General features: G+C 55.6%; 16 protein-coding genes. 3 read left to right on the top strand and 13 right to left on the bottom strand.

Features of this window, described 5'->3' with window-relative positions:
- Positions 1-13: 13 nt before the first annotated feature.
- Complete coding sequence (locus tag SE15_RS02095) at positions 14-1,117, bottom strand: multiheme c-type cytochrome (protein ID WP_054520445.1); 1,104 nt, start codon at positions 1,115-1,117, stop codon at positions 14-16.
- Positions 1,118-1,126: 9 nt separating this feature from the next.
- Positions 1,127-1,363 (bottom strand): hypothetical protein, encoded by a 237-nt coding sequence (locus tag SE15_RS02090; protein ID WP_054520444.1) that lies wholly within the window; start codon positions 1,361-1,363, stop codon positions 1,127-1,129.
- A 165-nt stretch (positions 1,364-1,528) separates the two neighbouring features.
- Here SE15_RS02090 and SE15_RS02085 point away from each other — a divergent pair, with 165 nt between their 5' ends.
- Positions 1,529-2,527 carry a LysR family transcriptional regulator gene (locus SE15_RS02085; protein ID WP_054520443.1) on the top strand — a complete coding sequence of 333 codons (999 nt, stop codon included), beginning with the start codon at positions 1,529-1,531 and terminating at the stop codon, positions 2,525-2,527.
- Here the strand turns inward: SE15_RS02085 and SE15_RS02080 are convergent.
- Positions 2,471-3,244: an SdrD B-like domain and LysM peptidoglycan-binding domain-containing protein gene (locus SE15_RS02080; RefSeq protein WP_054520442.1), complete on the bottom strand. Its 774-nt coding sequence runs from the start codon at positions 3,242-3,244 to the stop codon at positions 2,471-2,473. The two genes, SE15_RS02085 and SE15_RS02080, sit on opposite strands and share 57 nt — an antisense overlap.
- A 117-nt stretch (positions 3,245-3,361) precedes the next feature.
- Here SE15_RS02080 and SE15_RS02075 point away from each other — a divergent pair, with 117 nt between their 5' ends.
- Entirely contained in the window at positions 3,362-4,657 is a 1,296-nt protein-coding gene (locus SE15_RS02075; RefSeq protein ID WP_054520441.1) for an adenylosuccinate synthase, read from the top strand.
- Positions 4,654-5,475 (top strand): hypothetical protein, encoded by an 822-nt coding sequence (locus SE15_RS02070; RefSeq protein WP_054520440.1) that lies wholly within the window; start codon positions 4,654-4,656, stop codon positions 5,473-5,475. The genes SE15_RS02075 and SE15_RS02070 overlap by 4 nt, the downstream gene beginning before the upstream one ends.
- A 4-nt stretch (positions 5,476-5,479) precedes the next feature.
- Here the strand turns inward: SE15_RS02070 and SE15_RS02065 are convergent, their stop codons facing one another.
- Genes SE15_RS02065 through SE15_RS02020 form a run of 10 tightly spaced genes read right to left on the bottom strand, consistent with a single transcriptional unit; the run spans position 5,480 to position 16,006 of the window.
- Positions 5,480-6,415 (bottom strand): hypothetical protein, encoded by a 936-nt coding sequence (locus tag SE15_RS02065; RefSeq protein ID WP_054520439.1) that lies wholly within the window; start codon positions 6,413-6,415, stop codon positions 5,480-5,482.
- On the bottom strand, positions 6,412-7,221 hold the full coding sequence (locus SE15_RS02060; RefSeq protein WP_054520438.1) for a cytidylyltransferase domain-containing protein: 810 nt from the start codon (positions 7,219-7,221) through the stop codon (positions 6,412-6,414). Before SE15_RS02060 ends, SE15_RS02065 begins: the two co-directional genes overlap by 4 nt.
- Before the next feature lie 2 nt (positions 7,222-7,223).
- Positions 7,224-8,342, bottom strand: coding sequence for a glycosyltransferase family 4 protein (locus tag SE15_RS02055; RefSeq protein WP_054520437.1), 1,119 nt, complete (start codon positions 8,340-8,342; stop codon positions 7,224-7,226).
- The gene (locus SE15_RS02050; protein WP_054520436.1) at positions 8,343-9,410 is read right to left on the bottom strand and encodes an N-acetylneuraminate synthase family protein; all 1,068 of its coding nucleotides are present in this window, start codon (positions 9,408-9,410) and stop codon (positions 8,343-8,345) included.
- Between the two features lie 25 nt (positions 9,411-9,435).
- Positions 9,436-10,371, bottom strand: a complete 936-nt coding sequence (locus SE15_RS02045; RefSeq protein ID WP_054520435.1) for an SDR family oxidoreductase — start codon at positions 10,369-10,371, stop codon at positions 9,436-9,438.
- A complete protein-coding gene (gene pseB, locus SE15_RS02040) occupies positions 10,368-11,375 on the bottom strand; it encodes a UDP-N-acetylglucosamine 4,6-dehydratase (inverting) (protein WP_054520434.1) in 1,008 nt (335 codons plus the stop codon). Before pseB ends, SE15_RS02045 begins: the two co-directional genes overlap by 4 nt.
- Positions 11,376-11,384: 9 nt before the next feature.
- Positions 11,385-12,242: a class I SAM-dependent methyltransferase gene (locus tag SE15_RS02035; RefSeq protein WP_054520433.1), complete on the bottom strand. Its 858-nt coding sequence runs from the start codon at positions 12,240-12,242 to the stop codon at positions 11,385-11,387.
- The gene (locus SE15_RS02030) at positions 12,239-13,885 is read right to left on the bottom strand and encodes a capsular polysaccharide export protein, LipB/KpsS family (RefSeq protein ID WP_054520432.1); all 1,647 of its coding nucleotides are present in this window, start codon (positions 13,883-13,885) and stop codon (positions 12,239-12,241) included. The genes SE15_RS02035 and SE15_RS02030 overlap by 4 nt, the downstream gene beginning before the upstream one ends.
- Position 13,886: 1 nt before the next feature.
- Entirely contained in the window at positions 13,887-15,143 is a 1,257-nt protein-coding gene (locus tag SE15_RS02025) for an ABC transporter ATP-binding protein (protein ID WP_054520431.1), read from the bottom strand.
- A gap of 23 nt (positions 15,144-15,166) precedes the next feature.
- Positions 15,167-16,006, bottom strand: coding sequence for an ABC transporter permease (locus SE15_RS02020; protein ID WP_054520430.1), 840 nt, complete (start codon positions 16,004-16,006; stop codon positions 15,167-15,169).
- Positions 16,007-16,017: the final 11 nt, after the last annotated feature.

Here is a 16,017-nt window from a genome sequence, read left to right as displayed (position 1 = left end):
GACTTTAAGAGTTTTAGGGAATTGGAATTGCAGCAGGAATGTTCTCAACAATCACTCGGCGATTGGCCTCCAATTCTTCAGATTTGACCTTATCGGCGGTCAGGAAGAGGGCTGCATTACCATGACAGGTATTGCAAGAACGGTTTTGAGGCGTTTGGCGTTGGATGTTGTGCGGGGTGGCATAGGTCCAGGTCGGCAAAAGCCCAAAATTGGGCAACAAATTTTCACCATAATACTCAAACGTGGTAGGAGCAACCGGCGCGTGGCGTAAAACCACATACTCATATGGACGTTCACGACTCGGCCAGGGATTATGACCAATTACAAACGAGAGGTAAGTGGCTTCAGTCTTGAAGAATGGATTGCCTGTCTTCTCGCTGATGGCAACATGACACCCATCACAACTGGTGTATTCCACGGCGTGACAGACCTGGCAGGCCAGTTTATTTCCGTGGATGGTATGCTGTGGAATAGGGTCATCCGCCCGCCCAACCTGAGCATGGCAATCCTTGCAAGCAGGCTGCTGATCCCCCCAGTAGCGATGCTTTGCCGCATCCCCCTCGGCTGCATGTAAATCGGTACCCGCATGGCAAGCCATACAATTCATGCGCCCTTCCCGGAAATGCACATCTCCAGGGATTCCCTCATGCTTACCCAAGTACTCCGCACCAACACGGCTACCATGACACGCCGTACAAACTCGCGTCATTGAGGGCGTCTTCTCCACGTTATGGCCGTTTAACAACCCCCCACCCACTGGCTTGGGCTGACTGATATGGCAATCACCACATGTGGTATGACACGACAAACAGTGATTCTGCATGGCGGTGTCCAATGCCGGATGATTTTCGGGGACACTGCGTGAGTACACAATCGTGCGATAGCCCTGCAATGAGGCATGCAGACTGGTGCCAAACCCATCCACAATTTCGCCGTGGCAAACTCCACAAACGCGCTGTGCATCCTGGCTGGGATCAGGGATCAATCCTACATGCGCCGTGTCCTTATCAGGGGATTGCTGGCCGCGATGACAGGCAACACAGCCGGCACGCCCATGAATGCTCTGAGTGAAATCAGCACTGATCAGCACTTTCTCCCAAGGCTCCAACGGAGCCACCTCGCCCCCTCAACCCACCCCTTCAGATTCACTAGGAGCTTTCTCCTCTGGTTTTGCCGTTTCAATGAGCGCCTCCTTGTCTGTATGGCATTGGACGCAGTAATCAGTTTGACTCAAAGGCGTTAGCACCGCCTCTGGCAAAGGTGCCGTCGGCACCGGGGTGGGCGTGGATATCCCCTGCGAAGCACACGCTCCCAGGAACACACCCACACCAAGGATAAGCAAAAGCATCCCTACCCGCCGCATAATCTATTCTCCTGGTTCAATCAAATTCTCATTTCCACTCTCCCTATTTTAGGGAATCATCCTCGAAACAATTAGTGCCTTTTATCACAAATACGCCAACGACTTGGTTATGGTTTATAATTAGAAAAAATTATTGAGAAGAAAATACGATATGGAGGCAAGCCAATGCTGAATCCCTATCAACTTCAGGTTTTTCTGACCGCTGCCGAGACTCTTAACTTCTCGCGCGCTGCTGAGAAACTCGGACTTTCCCAGCCTTCAATTACCCAACACATCCACCAACTCGAAAGCCGACTGGGGGTTCCCCTGTTTATCCGTAAAGGGCGCAAAATGGCCCTGAGCGAAGCCGGGATGGCCTTGGTGCCACTGGCACGGCAAATTCTGCTCGTCCACTCGCGCGCCGAGGAACTCATGCAAAGCCTGCGCGGCGAGATTATTGGCCACCTGACCATTGGATGCAGTACTACCCCAGGTAAATACATGTTGCCCATAATCCTGGGGCGTTTCATGGCTCAGCATCCCCGCGTTCAAGCCACTGTTCACGTTACTCCTCGTGCCATGGCGCTGGAAATGCTACGCAAAGGCGAGGTGGATTTTTCCTTTTCAAGCAGTTTTGATGAATTGGACCGCCATATCGAATTTCGCCCGTTCTACCACGAACCCGTGCTACTTATTGCCCCCCTTGATCATCCCTGGGCAGCACAACGTGAGGTTTCCCTGGACGACCTGCTGGGCGAGTGTTTTATCATGCGCGAAGAAAGTGCAGGTACCTACCGGGTTGTCCACAATGCTCTGGCGAAGCGAGGGCTTAACATCCATGACCTCCGAATCGTACTGACCCTGGGGAATTCTGAAGCCATTGTGATTGCGGTGGAGAAAGGAATTGGTGTGGGCTTTGTCCCCCAATCTGCAGTGGACCACGTCGGAAAAGGAAAAGTCGCTATTGTACGTATCCGCGACGTGGATTTAGTGGAAGAGATTTTCTTCTGCCGCCACCGTCTCCATCCTCTTGGCAGCGCTCAGGAGGCTTTCTGGAATTTCCTGGCCCAAATCACTCCCGAAATGCTAAACGATCAAATTCCCGCAAGAGGGTTGTGTGAGGAACGTTCAACGGCGCATTATGAAACGCGCGTAGAGCCCCAGTCCTACCCCGAAAAGCAGTAGCACGGCCCCTAGGATGGCAAGGAGCGGGGAGCGCTGCGTCCCCGCAACATCTGAGGGTTGCGCACGCGAGCTCAACTGGGCCCCGAAGTCCAGAGTAGAGGTATCACCTGCACGCAAGGTCAGAGCGTAGTTCATGCGGGTCGTTGGGTTATAGTCTTCCGGCACGGCCACGCTGATATTGTAGTCTCCCTCGGGAAGATCCTCGAAACACACCGGGTCGGTTCCGCTCTGGCTAACCCCCTCACGGGAGATCCTTCCCAGGCGATCGGTGACGCTAATTGCCCCCCCGGCAATTCCCGACTCCCCCTCCTCCACCAAGGCGTTCCCGTTAATGTCATTGAAAAGGAAAACACAAATCCGTCCATTCCCCTGGAAAGGAGTAGGAGAAGGCAAAAGGGGTGTGGGCGTTTCTGTGGGCCCAAAGGGTGTGGGGGTGGGCGCAACCGTACCCAGCAAAAGGCTTTGCCCCTCGCGCAGGGTGCAGTTCGCATCCAACCCGTTTAACAAACGCAGATCATCAATAGATACCCCGGTGAGCAGTGAAATTCGAATGCAAGTATCCTGAGGTTGAACAACATACAAAATACGCCCATCGGGCAAAGCCGTCGGGGTAGCGTAACTCACCTGTGCCCATGGGCGTGCCGAGGGCAACGGCCAGAGTGCCGCCATTAGAAAAAACGAAACAACACTGAGAAATAACCAGGCAAGACGCTTCATAGATGAACTCAGGCAAATTATAACATATGCCATCCACCTGCCTTACCAAGAGCTGGGCAGGGTATAATTAAACAAAAAGCGGGGGATGGTCTTCTCGCTTTTGAGGAGGGCTGGGAGATGCCTTTGGATATCGTCATTGGAACCCAATGGGGGGATGAAGGCAAAGGACGTATTGTGGATTTGCTGGCTGCACAAGCCGATCTGGTGGCTCGCTACAATGGAGGCGATAATGCCGGGCACACCGTCAATGTAGGAGGGCACACATTTCGCCTTCATCTTATCCCTTCGGGCATTATTCATCCCCACACGATTGGGGTATTGGGCAATGGCATGGTCATTAACCCCGCCACGCTGATTCAGGAGATTGAGAACCTGAAAGCCGCGGGAGTCAGCGTTACGCCAGAACGACTGCGCATCTCTTACGCAGCGCATCTGATCACCCCCGCCCACCGGGCATTGGATCAAGCCCAGGAACGCGCCCGAGGTAGCGGACAAATTGGCACCACCGGCCGTGGAATTGGCCCGGCTTATACCGATAAGGCAGCACGTCACGGACTGCGCATGGAAGACATGCTTGACCTGGACACCTTTCGCGAGAAACTCGAACACCATGTCCACACGGTCAATAACTGGCTGACACGCATCTACGAAGCCGATCCTCTGGACGTCCAGGCCGTGGTTCGTGAATACACCCATTACGCCACCTTGCTCCAACCTTTCATCGCCGACGTGGGCAAAGAACTTCATCAGGCACTGCTCCTGGGCAAGCAAGTGTTGGCGGAAGGCGCACAAGGCACCCTCCTCGATCTTGACCTGGGCACCTATCCTTATGTAACCAGTTCCACTCCTACCGCCGCCGGCGCCTTATTAGGGTTGGGGCTGGGCATCGTTCCTGTCCGCGCCGTTATTGGGGTCACCAAAGCCTTCCAAACCCGAGTAGGTGCTGGCCCCTTCCCAACCGAGGTCTTTGGCAAAACCGCTGAACGGCTGCGGGGCACAGGCAAGAACCCCTGGGACGAGTTTGGCACGACCACCGGACGCCCACGCCGGGTAGGGTGGTTGGATGGAGTTCTCCTGCGTTACGCGGTGCGGGTCAACGGGGTCACCGAGTTAATGATCACCAAAATGGACATCCTCAGTGGGCTTTCTACACTGCGTTTGTGTGTGGCCTATCGTTACAACGGGCAAACGCTTCAGGATTTACCGCTAGGTCCAGCGCACTTGGAGCCCTTTGAACCGATTTATGAAGAACTGCCCGGCTGGATGGAAGATGTGACTTCGGTACGTCGTTGGGAGGATTTACCCACTGCCGCGCGTGACTACGTGCGCCGAATTGAAGACCTGTGCGGCGTGCCTGTGCGCCGCGTTTCGGTTGGCCCAGAGCGTAGCCAGGTGGTCCAAGTGGCTCCATGAAGGGCTGGGGTTATGCTCTGCTATTCACAGCCCTTGTCGTCTTATGGGCTGGATGCGTCCCCTCTATAACCCCGGTGGCGGAAACCCCTACCCTCTCACCCCCAACGGCCACCTTTACCCCCTCGCCAGTGTGGTTTCCTCCTACCGCCACTCCCACACCGTTGCCCACCCAGGCCATCTCCCCCACACCAACTCCTGCCCTGGGGTTAGGGAGTGAATTACTACGCGAAGATTTCGATACCCCAGGTGCGTGGCAAATCTACCGCAACCCCACCGGCAGTGCGGCTTACGAGCAAAACCAATTAACCCTGGCAGTCATTGCTTCCAAAGGGTACCTAACCAGCCTGCGAAGCACTCCCGAAATAGACAATGCCTTTCTGGATTTAGCCCTCCAACCCAACCTGTGTCAGGGACAGGATGCTTTTGGGTTGCTATTGCGTGCCCTCAATGAGCAAAACGCTTATCGCTGGGTCATAACTTGCCAGGGGCAAATGCGCCTGGAGCGCCTCCAGGACGGGCGCAGCCTGCCTCTGAGCGAGTGGATTACCCTGGGTGAGGTTCAAGTTAACCCTTTGGTGGAAACACGATTGGGGGTCTGGATGTATCAAGACCGTCTGCGCTTGTTCGTCAATGGGTTCGAAGAACTCAGCCTGCGCGACCCGGTTTTCGCCAGCGGTCGGGTGGGTGTTTTTGCACGTGCCGCTGGTGACTCCGCTCTCTCGGTCAGCTTCCGCCGATTGAGAATCTACGCAATTGACCCAGCCTTATTGCCCACTTCCACGCCAACCCCTTCGCCCACGCTTACACCAGGCCGCTAAATGCTCAGCGCCTCCGCCAGGGGCGTGTGACAGCCGCCAACCAGGCATAGGTCTCATAATAGGCCTTGCGGGGATGAAAAAGAGCAAAGGTCAACCACCCCAGCACACGTGAGTGCAGGCTGATTAATGGAAAAATTTCAACCTCGCGCCAGAATTTTTTCCAGGTAAGCGGCGCACGCCGCAGGCCCTCTTCACATAGCACGTGCGTAGCATCCAGGAGAGTAAAAATCGTGCGCCGCCCACCTCCCAGGCGAACATTTTCCTCCGTCTCCGGAAGGCGATAGTGGGGCTGACCCCCCGGAAGATGCCGATAGTCATGATTCTGGTGAACGATAAAGATTGAGCGTGATGCATCCACCACAGGCCAACCCTGCTGGCGGGCAAAGTAGATCATCCAGTTATCCCAGCCAGCACGACCAACTGCCATAGGGGGCAAGTTTTGAAAGCACTCGCGTGGGAAGATAAAATAATCACTTCCCCCTGGCGGGTGTCGCCGCCCGTGCATTTGCACTTGCTGGCGCAGAGCTTCTTCCCACCCCGCCTCAATCACAAGATCATCCTGGACTTCCAGATCCCAGCGCTGTCCCACGATAAGAAATCGCGGCATGACGTTGTGCACAACACGCGCCCCTTGCAGAAAACTGGGGGTAAGCAGAATATCCGCATTAACATACGCCAGCACCGGGGAGTGGCTGTGAAGGCGCGCCTGCTCAAAAATGGCCGGAATTAAGGGCGTGCCGTAGGAATTACGCGCAACCTCTGGAACATGCCTCACCCCGAGTTCACGAGCAACCTCTGCCACTCCAACCTCATCTCCGACCAGAATCACGTCCACCTCATCCCCCAGCGCCATCCAGGAACGAATTGCATTGCGCTGAATCCGAGCAATGTGCGGGTCTGTGAATGGTTTGGGGGTAGTGAAAAGGGTGAGGTAAGTCACAGCGAATTGTCCCCCTGGGACGCACGTCCGGAATTAAAGCGAGCATCTACATCCTTGTAAGAATGGTGGTTGACCCGCGCATTCAGTGCTGCTAATTCGGGGTGAGCCTGCCAGACGGCCAGGGCTTCGCGCCAGGTGAAATCATCCCGCCCACCCAGTAATATCACCAATTGGCGCACCGCTTCCAGGTCCTGGGGGGTATCTACTGTCCAGCGCACCTGGCCATAATCGGCGTCCGCATCCAGGACCACCGTACGGAAACGTCCAGGGACCTCATAGAGGTAAGGCATGACATGTTCACGATGATGTGGTGCCTGAGCTTCGCGCCAGGCGCGCTCCAGGACAGCAAAGGTGCAAACTTCTACATCCAAACCAATCGGATAGGTACGCTGCCACGGCGGGGGCAGGCGATTAGCCGCGAAGTCTGCCTTTTCCCGCAGCAAGGCCTCTACTGTCGCATCAATCAAACCCGGATCAATTAATGGGCAATCCGCCGTCACCCGCACAACGATATCCGCCTTAAAATGACGTGCCGCCTGGTAGAAACGATCCAGCACATCGTAAGGATGCCCGCGCCACCACGGATAGCCCCGTTCCTGGCATAAAAAGACGATCGGTTCATCCGCAGGGTCCACCGTGGTGGCTACAACGACTTGGTTGACCCGGCGCGCCCGTCGGGTGCGTTCCACCCCCCAGACCAATATTGGCCGCCCAACCAGATCCATCAACACTTTACCCGGCAGGCGGCTGGAGCTCATGCGCGCCTGAAGGATGGCCACAACGTTGAAAGCCGCCTCATCCGACATTCTCACCTCGCTGCAATCTGCCAGGCCAGATCATAAGCCTGGAGCAATCGGGCAAAGTTTTTATTCCAATTGGCCCGCTCCTCGGCCAGAAAACGTGCCTGACGGCGAATTTCCGCCAGGGCCTCCCGTTGGGCATACACCTGACGGATGGTTTCGGCTAGCGCATGCACATCTCCATCTGGGAAGAGCCACCCATGCACCCCAGGCACGATCCACTCACGGTTACCTGGAATATCTGAAACCAGCGCGGGCAGACCGCAGGCCAGGGCCTCTAACAGCGAAACCGAAGAACCATCGCTGTGTGAAGCGCTGATATACACATCCGCTGCCCGATAGAAGGACGGCAGGCGCTCGTATCCCACCTGGCCTCCCAGGTAAACTCGATCCAGAAGATCATTCTCATAAAGCAGTTTTTGGATCAATGGAGCCTGCGAACCCCCGCCCAGTAGAAAGAGGCGCAGGTCGGGCAGTTCTCGTGCGGCTTCCGCAAAAGCCCGCACCACAACATCCACCCCGTAAATGGGTTCCCAGGAGCGCAACGAAAGCAAGGTGAAAGCCTCTTGCCAGCCACGGCGTGCACGCAGCCCACCATCCTCCCCGGGACTAAAATGGGTTAAGTCCACCCCCCAGGGAAAAAGGATGATGCGTTCGGCAGGCACGCCAAAAGCCTGAGCCGCTACCTGAACGGCACGGCAATCTCCCACCAGAACGGTAGCACGGCGCAGCGCAGCTGCCGTGACCCAGCGCCACCAACGATTGCGGTTGGCATCCCGCAGCAAATCAGAGCCCCACGACATTATTACCAGAGGCTGGAAACCGCTCAGCGCCGCCAGGAAAGCCGCAGATTGTATAGGACCAGCATGAACCAGATCCGGCTTAACCTCGTCTAGGACACGCCGGAACTCACGTAGAAGCCGGGGTAGACTCATCCAGGTGAAAGGCTGCAGCCCACCCGCCCACTGAACATAGGTAACACCCTCCGGCAATGGCCGTTCCTCCAACTGGCGCGGCCCCCGCTCCAGACGCAGGTAGTAAATTTGATGGGAAGTGGAAGCCAGCGCCGAGAGGAAGCGATGGTCGTGCGGCGTATAATCACGGCTAAAGTAGAGAACGCGAGCCACTTAACTTCCCAGATCCGTCCAGCGCAGTTCTTTACCGTAAGGAATATCCACCAGCGCGCGCGTTCCAATCACGCGATCAATCTCCGGAGGCAGAATAGCACCCGGCGTAGCCGGCCGTAGCACATCAATCATTTCGCGGGTGATGACTTCGCCGGCTTTGATGTCGCGAGCGGCACGCAGGCAGCGGCGCTGCAGGATGACCGTCTCGCGTTCGTTTTCGGTGACCACCTTATCCGCTGATCCCAGTGCCCACTCCAGTTCACGCGTGCGCTCCACCATCTCACGCCAAGTTGCGGGAGTCAATGAGAACGGATGGTCTGGGCCCTCGCGGGTATTATCATCAGTAAAATGCTTCTCAATCACCCGTGCCCCCAACGCTACTGCGCCCAATACGGCCGCATGGCCCGGCGTGTGATCAGAAAGCCCCAAAACCACCTCTGGGAACATCACCCGATAGGTCTTCAAGACATTCAAATTAACGTACTTGAAATTCTCGCGGCTACCGGTATAGTTCGTATTACACTGCATTAACACCAATTGCGAATTGTATTTCAGAATGGTATGCACCGCCCGTTGGACTTCCCCAATATTGGCTGCACCTGTTGCTAGCATGACCGGTTTCCCCTTTTTGGCAATCCGTTCAAGCGCCTCCAGCCAATCAATCTCGCCGGAACCAATTTTGTACACCGGCATAAAGGGCTCCAGGAAGTCAATTGACTCAAAGTCATAGGGGGCGGAGAAATAATCAATCCCCACCTCATCGCAGACGGCTTTTAACTCGTATGTCCATTCCAGTGGAATGGAAGCATCTTGATAGACCTCAAAGACGGATTTCTTCCACTTCGCCTGATGGGATCGCTGAGAACCCAACGCGCGGAAGCCATAATCCGAGACAATCTTAGGAGCATGGAAGTTTTGAAACTTCGCTGCATCGGCACCGGCTTCTTTTGCCAGGCGAATCAGATCCTTGGCGCGCTCAAGGCTTCCATCATGGTTAGCAGCAATATCCGCCACAAAGTAGGTGGGATGATTATCCCCGATCCAACGCTGACCAATCCGAATATCCATAGCAGCAACTCCTTTCATAAAGGGATCAAGCCTGTGGGTGTTCCAAATCAAGCGCCATCGCCCTTAGATAGGCGGCGCGTCCCTCTCGATAATGCTGATAAAACCGCTCCAGGCCCTCACGCTGCCCTGGCACTTCGCCCACCACTGCCTGCAACTTGGCGGTGGAAAGGGTCAGATTCGGAGCGCGTGGTGCACGGAGTTGACTGTCATTAACCGAGATGGGGGTAATCAGGCTGGCATCCAGCCCAAAACGCTCTGCCAGGGCACAACCAAAAGCATATTTGCTCAAACACTCACGACTGACTACGTGATACAGCCCCTGACAATCGCGTTCCACCAGGGTTACCAGAATTTCGCTTAGTTGGGTTGCTTCCAGTGGGCAGAAAATCACATCTACAAATCCGTTTACACGGTGTCCCTGACTCAAATTATAAAAGAAAAACTCAGCCAGGCTCCGACGTCCCTGCAGACTCCACCCGTAAAAATTTACCCGCGCAACCAGGGCTTGGGGATAGGTTTGCAGCACATACTGCTCGGCGGCCAATTTGCTCCGCGCATAAGTGCTCAGCGGATTAGGCACATCCTCTTCGGTGTAGTTGCCCCGTTGCCCATCAAAGACCGCATCGGTTGATATATGCACCAACCGAATCCCCTTTTGAGCGCAAACCCGCGCCAGTTCGGCTGGCACTTCGGCATTCAGGCGCCAGGCCAGTTCGGGATGCTGCTCGCATACATCCAGATTAGCCAGCGCAGCTGTGTGCAACACAACTTCGGGTTTGGTTTCTTCAATCAAACGTTCTACCGCCTCCGGGCGAGTCAAATCCGCCGAAACCACCTCAAAAGGGGGATGACGTAAGGGATGGTGATTGACCACACCAGTGATATGAAAGCGCGAGGCAAAATGCAGGGCAAAGTTCAAGCCCAATAACCCACTCGCCCCGGTGACCAACCAGTGTTTCATAGCAGTTTACCCTGCAAGTATTCCGCCTCAATGGGGGCAATCATCTGCCGCAATTCCTCAATCGTCAGCCATGCCTCATTGGTATTGCTGGCGTAACGAAAGCCATCCGGTAAGGACTTACCCCGCCCTTCCCATTTGCGACCAAACCAGAAAGCCTCTACGGGCTGCACCACATACATGTGCTCAAGTTCGACCGTCGAACGGGCTTCATCTTCTGAAATCAGCACCTCGTGCAATTTCTCGCCGGGCCGAATTCCGATGATTTCCAGTCGCGCTTCAGGAGCAATGGCCCGTGCCAGGTCCATCACCCGCATGCTTGGGATTTTGGGCACAAACACCTCACCACCCATCATCTGTTCCAGGCAATGGATGACGAAGCGAACACCCTGATCCAGCGAAATCCAGAAGCGCGTCATGCGCTCATCGGTAATGGTGAGCACACCGCTCTCACGCTGGCGCAAGAACACCGGCACCACGCTACCACGGCTGCCCACCACATTCCCATAGCGCACGCAACTAAAGCGGGTTGCTTTTCCACCCGCATAAGCATTGCTCTGCACGAATAGTTTCTCTGCCGCCAGTTTGGTAGCCCCATAGAGATTAACCGGGTTGACGGCCTTATCTGTGCTCAGAGCAATCACGCGCTCCACACCAGCATCCAGGGCCGCCTCAATGACATTGCTGCTCCCCAGGATATTGGTCTTGATCGCCTCCATCGGGTTGTATTCACACGCTGGCACCTGCTTAAGCGCCGCGGCATGTACTACAATGTGCACACCCTCAAAGGCACGGCGCAAACGCTGTAAATCGCGCACATCGCCAATAAAATAGCGCAGTGAGGGGTGATCAAATCCGCTCACACGCATTTCATGCTGCTTGAGTTCATCCCGGCTGAAAACGATGATTTTGGCTGGATGGTACTCCTCCAGCATCACCTGGACAAATTTGCGTCCAAAGGATCCCGTTCCTCCGGTAACCAACACCACTTTATCCGACCAGTTCATGCAGGCTCCTCAATAGGGTTTACGTAGGATGATTAAAGGATATTGTCCTTTTTCACCAAAGTAACGTGGAAAACGCTCTTCCAGCGCGTATAACAGCCGCAACCAGAAGCGCCCCAGCAAACGTTCGTGAATCACCGCGCGGAGAAACCGCACGCTCACACTGCGCCAGACCCGAATTTCCAGGGGTATTTGCGTACCAATGCGGGCTTTCAGCCACTCGGGGGTCATCTTCTCCACATAGGTACCCGCGGGAGTAACATCCTCCTGCGCCGAAGGGGACTGAGTAACCGATGGAGACAAAGAACGCCGCAAACGGCCTTTCAAGGTTTCTGCTAACCGCATTACCCCTTCAAGCCGTCGCATCAGGGGGGATTCAGTCCATCCATTGACAACCACCCCACTGGCACCCGGTTTCAAGACGCGGTAGAGTTCGTGGTAAGCCTTCTCCTGCTCATCCAGGGGGAGGTGATGAAAGGTGTGCAGAGACACAGCTCCTTCAAATGCACTGGCGCAGAAGGGCAGGTCGGCCACATCCGCCACCACATACAGCCCATGCTCACCCAGGCGCCGTCGAGCCTCTTTGAGCGCCACCAACGAAATATCGGCACACACCCGAAAGGTATAGCCTTGGGAGTAAGTCAAATACTCTGGATACTGGACTGGACCCGACCCCGCATCAAGCAAAAAGCGCCCCCGTGGCGCCAGATGGCGCCCGACACGCAGGTGACAGCGCCGCCGGTACTCGGCCGAAACTGGCCGCAGGTCTTCGTAGCGCATGTTTTGATAGACCCCCTCGGCTACCTGCTGCCAACCTATCTGATCGTAGAATTGCTGTACCTGCTGCTTAACCGAGTCAGGCACGTTCATGCATTGGCACCCTCACGCGCGTTGTAAGCCACCATCTGAGGCGAGACGGTCCACTCAATCGGTTCACCGATTAGGTAGCGGAAGGTTGGCGCATAGAGGTCATATTCTTCACCCTCTAACACGCTGGCCAGGGGCCGCGTCTGATAATCTTCCCACATGCGCACCAAGTGCCAGGGGAAGGGCTGGGGATATTCAAAGAAAAACCGGTAGGCATACTGCCAGGCAAGCTGAATCTGCTCGCGGTTTAGACGGTAGGCAGCCGGGTTTTCCAGGATCTGCCCCAGCAATTTGAAATAACTGACCCACGAATCGGGATCATAGGTAAAGCCGCGTTGCCGATAGTGCGTCTGGCCAGTCACAATGACCGGTAAGCCATGCATGGCCATCTCCAGCCCCACCGTAGTGGTGTAGACCAGCCCCAAATCTGCCACTTCTACCAGATCATATGTATTAATGGGATCCTTGGGGCGGATGAGCCGAATGTGCTCAGGAAGGCGGGGTAGGAGATGGTGAATGATATCCGCCATGGACTGCCCCCGGGTCAGCACCTCACCGGGATGTACCCGAATGACCAGCTGGACATCCGGGCGGCCGATGAAGTACTGCACCGTACGGCTAATCCATTCTGTCATGGTCTTGCTAAAAATCTGGCGCCCCAGGGTCAGGCTATCACCCAAGACGTTTGTGGCCAGCAAGACCACCGGACGCTCATCCAACCCAAGCGCTGCCCGCGCCTGCATCCCGCCTTGAGCCGGCACACCCTGCCACAAGCGGGCAAAGTTCTCCCAACGCGTTGCACGGCGACGTGCCATCAGGAGCGCACGCATACGTTCCAGTTCATCATCGGTCAGAGGAATATCCTTACGCGCTTGCCACAGTGCATCCGTTTCCTGGCGCATGACCTCGGCATTCTGTGCCAGCCAGATGCGCTGACGCTGATCGCCAAATTCATAGGTCACGGTAGGGATCTTCAAATAGCGTGCAACCCGGTAAACGACCCCCAGTTCCTGGATCGTGCCGTTCGGAATGATGGCCACATCCGGACGATGCTGCTTCAACCAGGCCAGCGCAGCCTGCGCAGCATCCTTATTACGCAGGTAACGCAAACGGTAAAGATCGCTCTCCAGATCTACTTCCTCAACCTGGAGAGTGTACTGCGTATCAAAGACCGAGACCTGGCGCACGGCCTCCTCAAGTTCAGGGGGAAGATGCGTATAGGGCGCACGCAGGGACACAAAGGAGACCACATTAATTAGCCCCTCTGCACCCGAAAGAACCTTGCGTGCATAGGCGTTCTGACGACGCAGGTCAAACCGGTTAATCGGCGTGTACCAGTCCCCGTAGGGCAGAAAAGCCAGAGTAACTCGATGCCCCTGCGCGGCTAACGAAATGGCCAGCAAAGCCGCATGCTCAATCCAGTAATGCAGGGTAGCAAAGATGAAGACCTCCCGCCCCGGAGACGCCTTTTCGCGCAGTACCTGAGCCTGTGCCACCATTTGGGGCAAGGCATTCTGCAAGTTGCGTAGCACAAAACGGCTCTGGATCGGTTTGTTCCCCCCTTGGCGCACCATCCAGTACAGCTCTGCCGCAAAAGGCAGACTCCCCAATACCTCTTTTAACAGTTCTTTGCCATTGGTTTTCATCTCAAGCAACCTCAACTTGCCATTCCAAACGGGGACGCACAGCGCCTAAGCGCGGCTCGGGCCATTGGGTGCCCGGCGCACCGGTGGCGTCCACCGTAAAGGTCAATGCTTGCTCATCCTGGAAGTAACGTCGCACGCGATAAGCACTGGCATTCACACCCACCACGAAGCGGCCTTCGTTCAAGAGGTTAGCCGGCAACAAACAGCGGCTCACATAACGTCCAGCCGGACGCACCGCAAACTGCTCATAGCGCTCTGGATCGTCCGTATCGAATGAGGTGAAGACGTACTCGCCGCGTGTGCTCATTAGGTAAAGGCCAACTCGCAATCCGGGAATGGGCGCGCTCAGCTCATATTCGATCTCGATCGCACTGGGTTCTACCGAGCGAATGGTATCCACCACCTGTCCCTGTGCATTGCGGATGCGCAGGGCAATCGGGCGGAAAGGTACCGCTGAGGCGGGCACTTCATCTGGGTGCCAGATCCGTTCACCAGTCTGCGAAAACCCCTGCGAGAGGTAGAAATCCACTGCCTCTGGGGTTGGGGCTCGCATAACCAGGCGCCCTTTGTCCAGCACCAACGTCTCCTCGGTCAGACGCAGAATGGCAGACATGTTGTGGCTGACAAATAGCACCGTGCGTCCTTCACGCGCAACCTCACCCATCTTGCCCAGGCATTTGCGCTGAAACTCGGCATCGCCCACTGCCAGCACTTCATCCACCACCAAAATCTCAGGCTCAAGGTGCGCCGCCACAGCAAATGCCAGGCGCAAATACATCCCACTGGAATACCGTTTCACTGGCGTATCAATGAAGGGTTCTACCTCGGCAAAAGCCACAATCTCATCAAATTTGCGGTCAATTTCTGCCCGCTTCATCCCTAGAATGGCTCCGTTGAGGTAGATGTTTTCGCGCCCGGTCAACTCGGGATGAAAGCCCGTGCCCACCTCCAACAGCGAACCCACCCGTCCGCGGATTTCCGCCTCTCCCTCGGTGGGTTCGGTAACGCGGGATAATATTTTGAGCAGCGTGCTCTTCCCGGCCCCGTTACGCCCAATCACTCCCAGTACTTTCCCGTGTTCCACCTCGAAGGAAACATGCCTCAGTGCCCAGATGGTTTCAGCCGGATGATGGTTGCGGCGAAAGATGGACTGCACCCGATCTGCCATGGCCTCGCGCAATGTGGGATAACGGGTCACAACAGCCCCAATACGATATTGCTTACCTAGGTCTCGGACTTGTATAGCGTAACGGCTCATGCTGGTTTTTCCACCAACCTAAATTAGACACGATCTGCAAACAGGCGCTCCATGCGCCGAAAATAGAACAACCCGCTGATCAAAATGAACAGCGCCATTCCACTAGAGATGGCGAGAATCAGACCCAACTGCTCCGTCTGGCTGCCCAAGAGCGCCCAACGAAAACCCTGGACCACACCCGTCATAGGGTTAAGGGCATAAAGCAACCGCCACTGCTCAGGGACCGTATTGATGGAATAAATGATCGGCGAGACGAACATCCACAATTGGGTTAGAAAAGGAAGGGCATATCCCACATCCCGGTAGAGAACATTCAAAGCCGAGAGCCACAACCCCACCCCAAGCGCCGTTACCAGCGCCAGCAATAAAAGCACAGGCAAGATCAGAATGCCCCAGGTGGGGTAAATGCCATAGTAGGCCATCATTCCCAAGAGGAAGAGAAATGCGATTCCAAAATCCACCACACCGCTGAGCACGGATGCCAGAGGGAGAATTAACCGCGGGAAATAGATTTTGGTGAGCATGTGGCTGTTACCCACCAGTGAACGGCTGGCATCATTTAGCGCTTTGGCGAACAACCCCCAAGGGAGCAAAGCCGTGTAAGAAAAAACCGGGTAAGGCAGGCCTTCGGAAGAGACTTTGGCAAAATTGCCAAAGAAAATGGTAAAAACCACCATGGTTAGAAAAGGCTGCAAGATAGCCCACGCAGCCCCCAGAAGAGTTTGTTTGTAGCGAACTTTCAGATCACGCCAGGTGAGAAAATAAACCAGTTCGCGATAAAGCCACAGATCGCGCAGGTCTAATGCAGCCCACCCGCGGGAGGGGCGAATGATGGTGACAGCGGTTTGTTCACGTAATGCCATAGGCTCATCCC

The organism is Thermanaerothrix daxensis (assembly GCF_001306145.1).
In the GTDB taxonomy this organism is placed as follows: Bacteria; Chloroflexota; Anaerolineae; order Anaerolineales; family Anaerolineaceae; genus Thermanaerothrix; species Thermanaerothrix daxensis.
The sequence above is the reverse complement of the archived record's forward strand: the minus strand, read 5'-3'. Positions and strand labels throughout refer to the sequence as shown.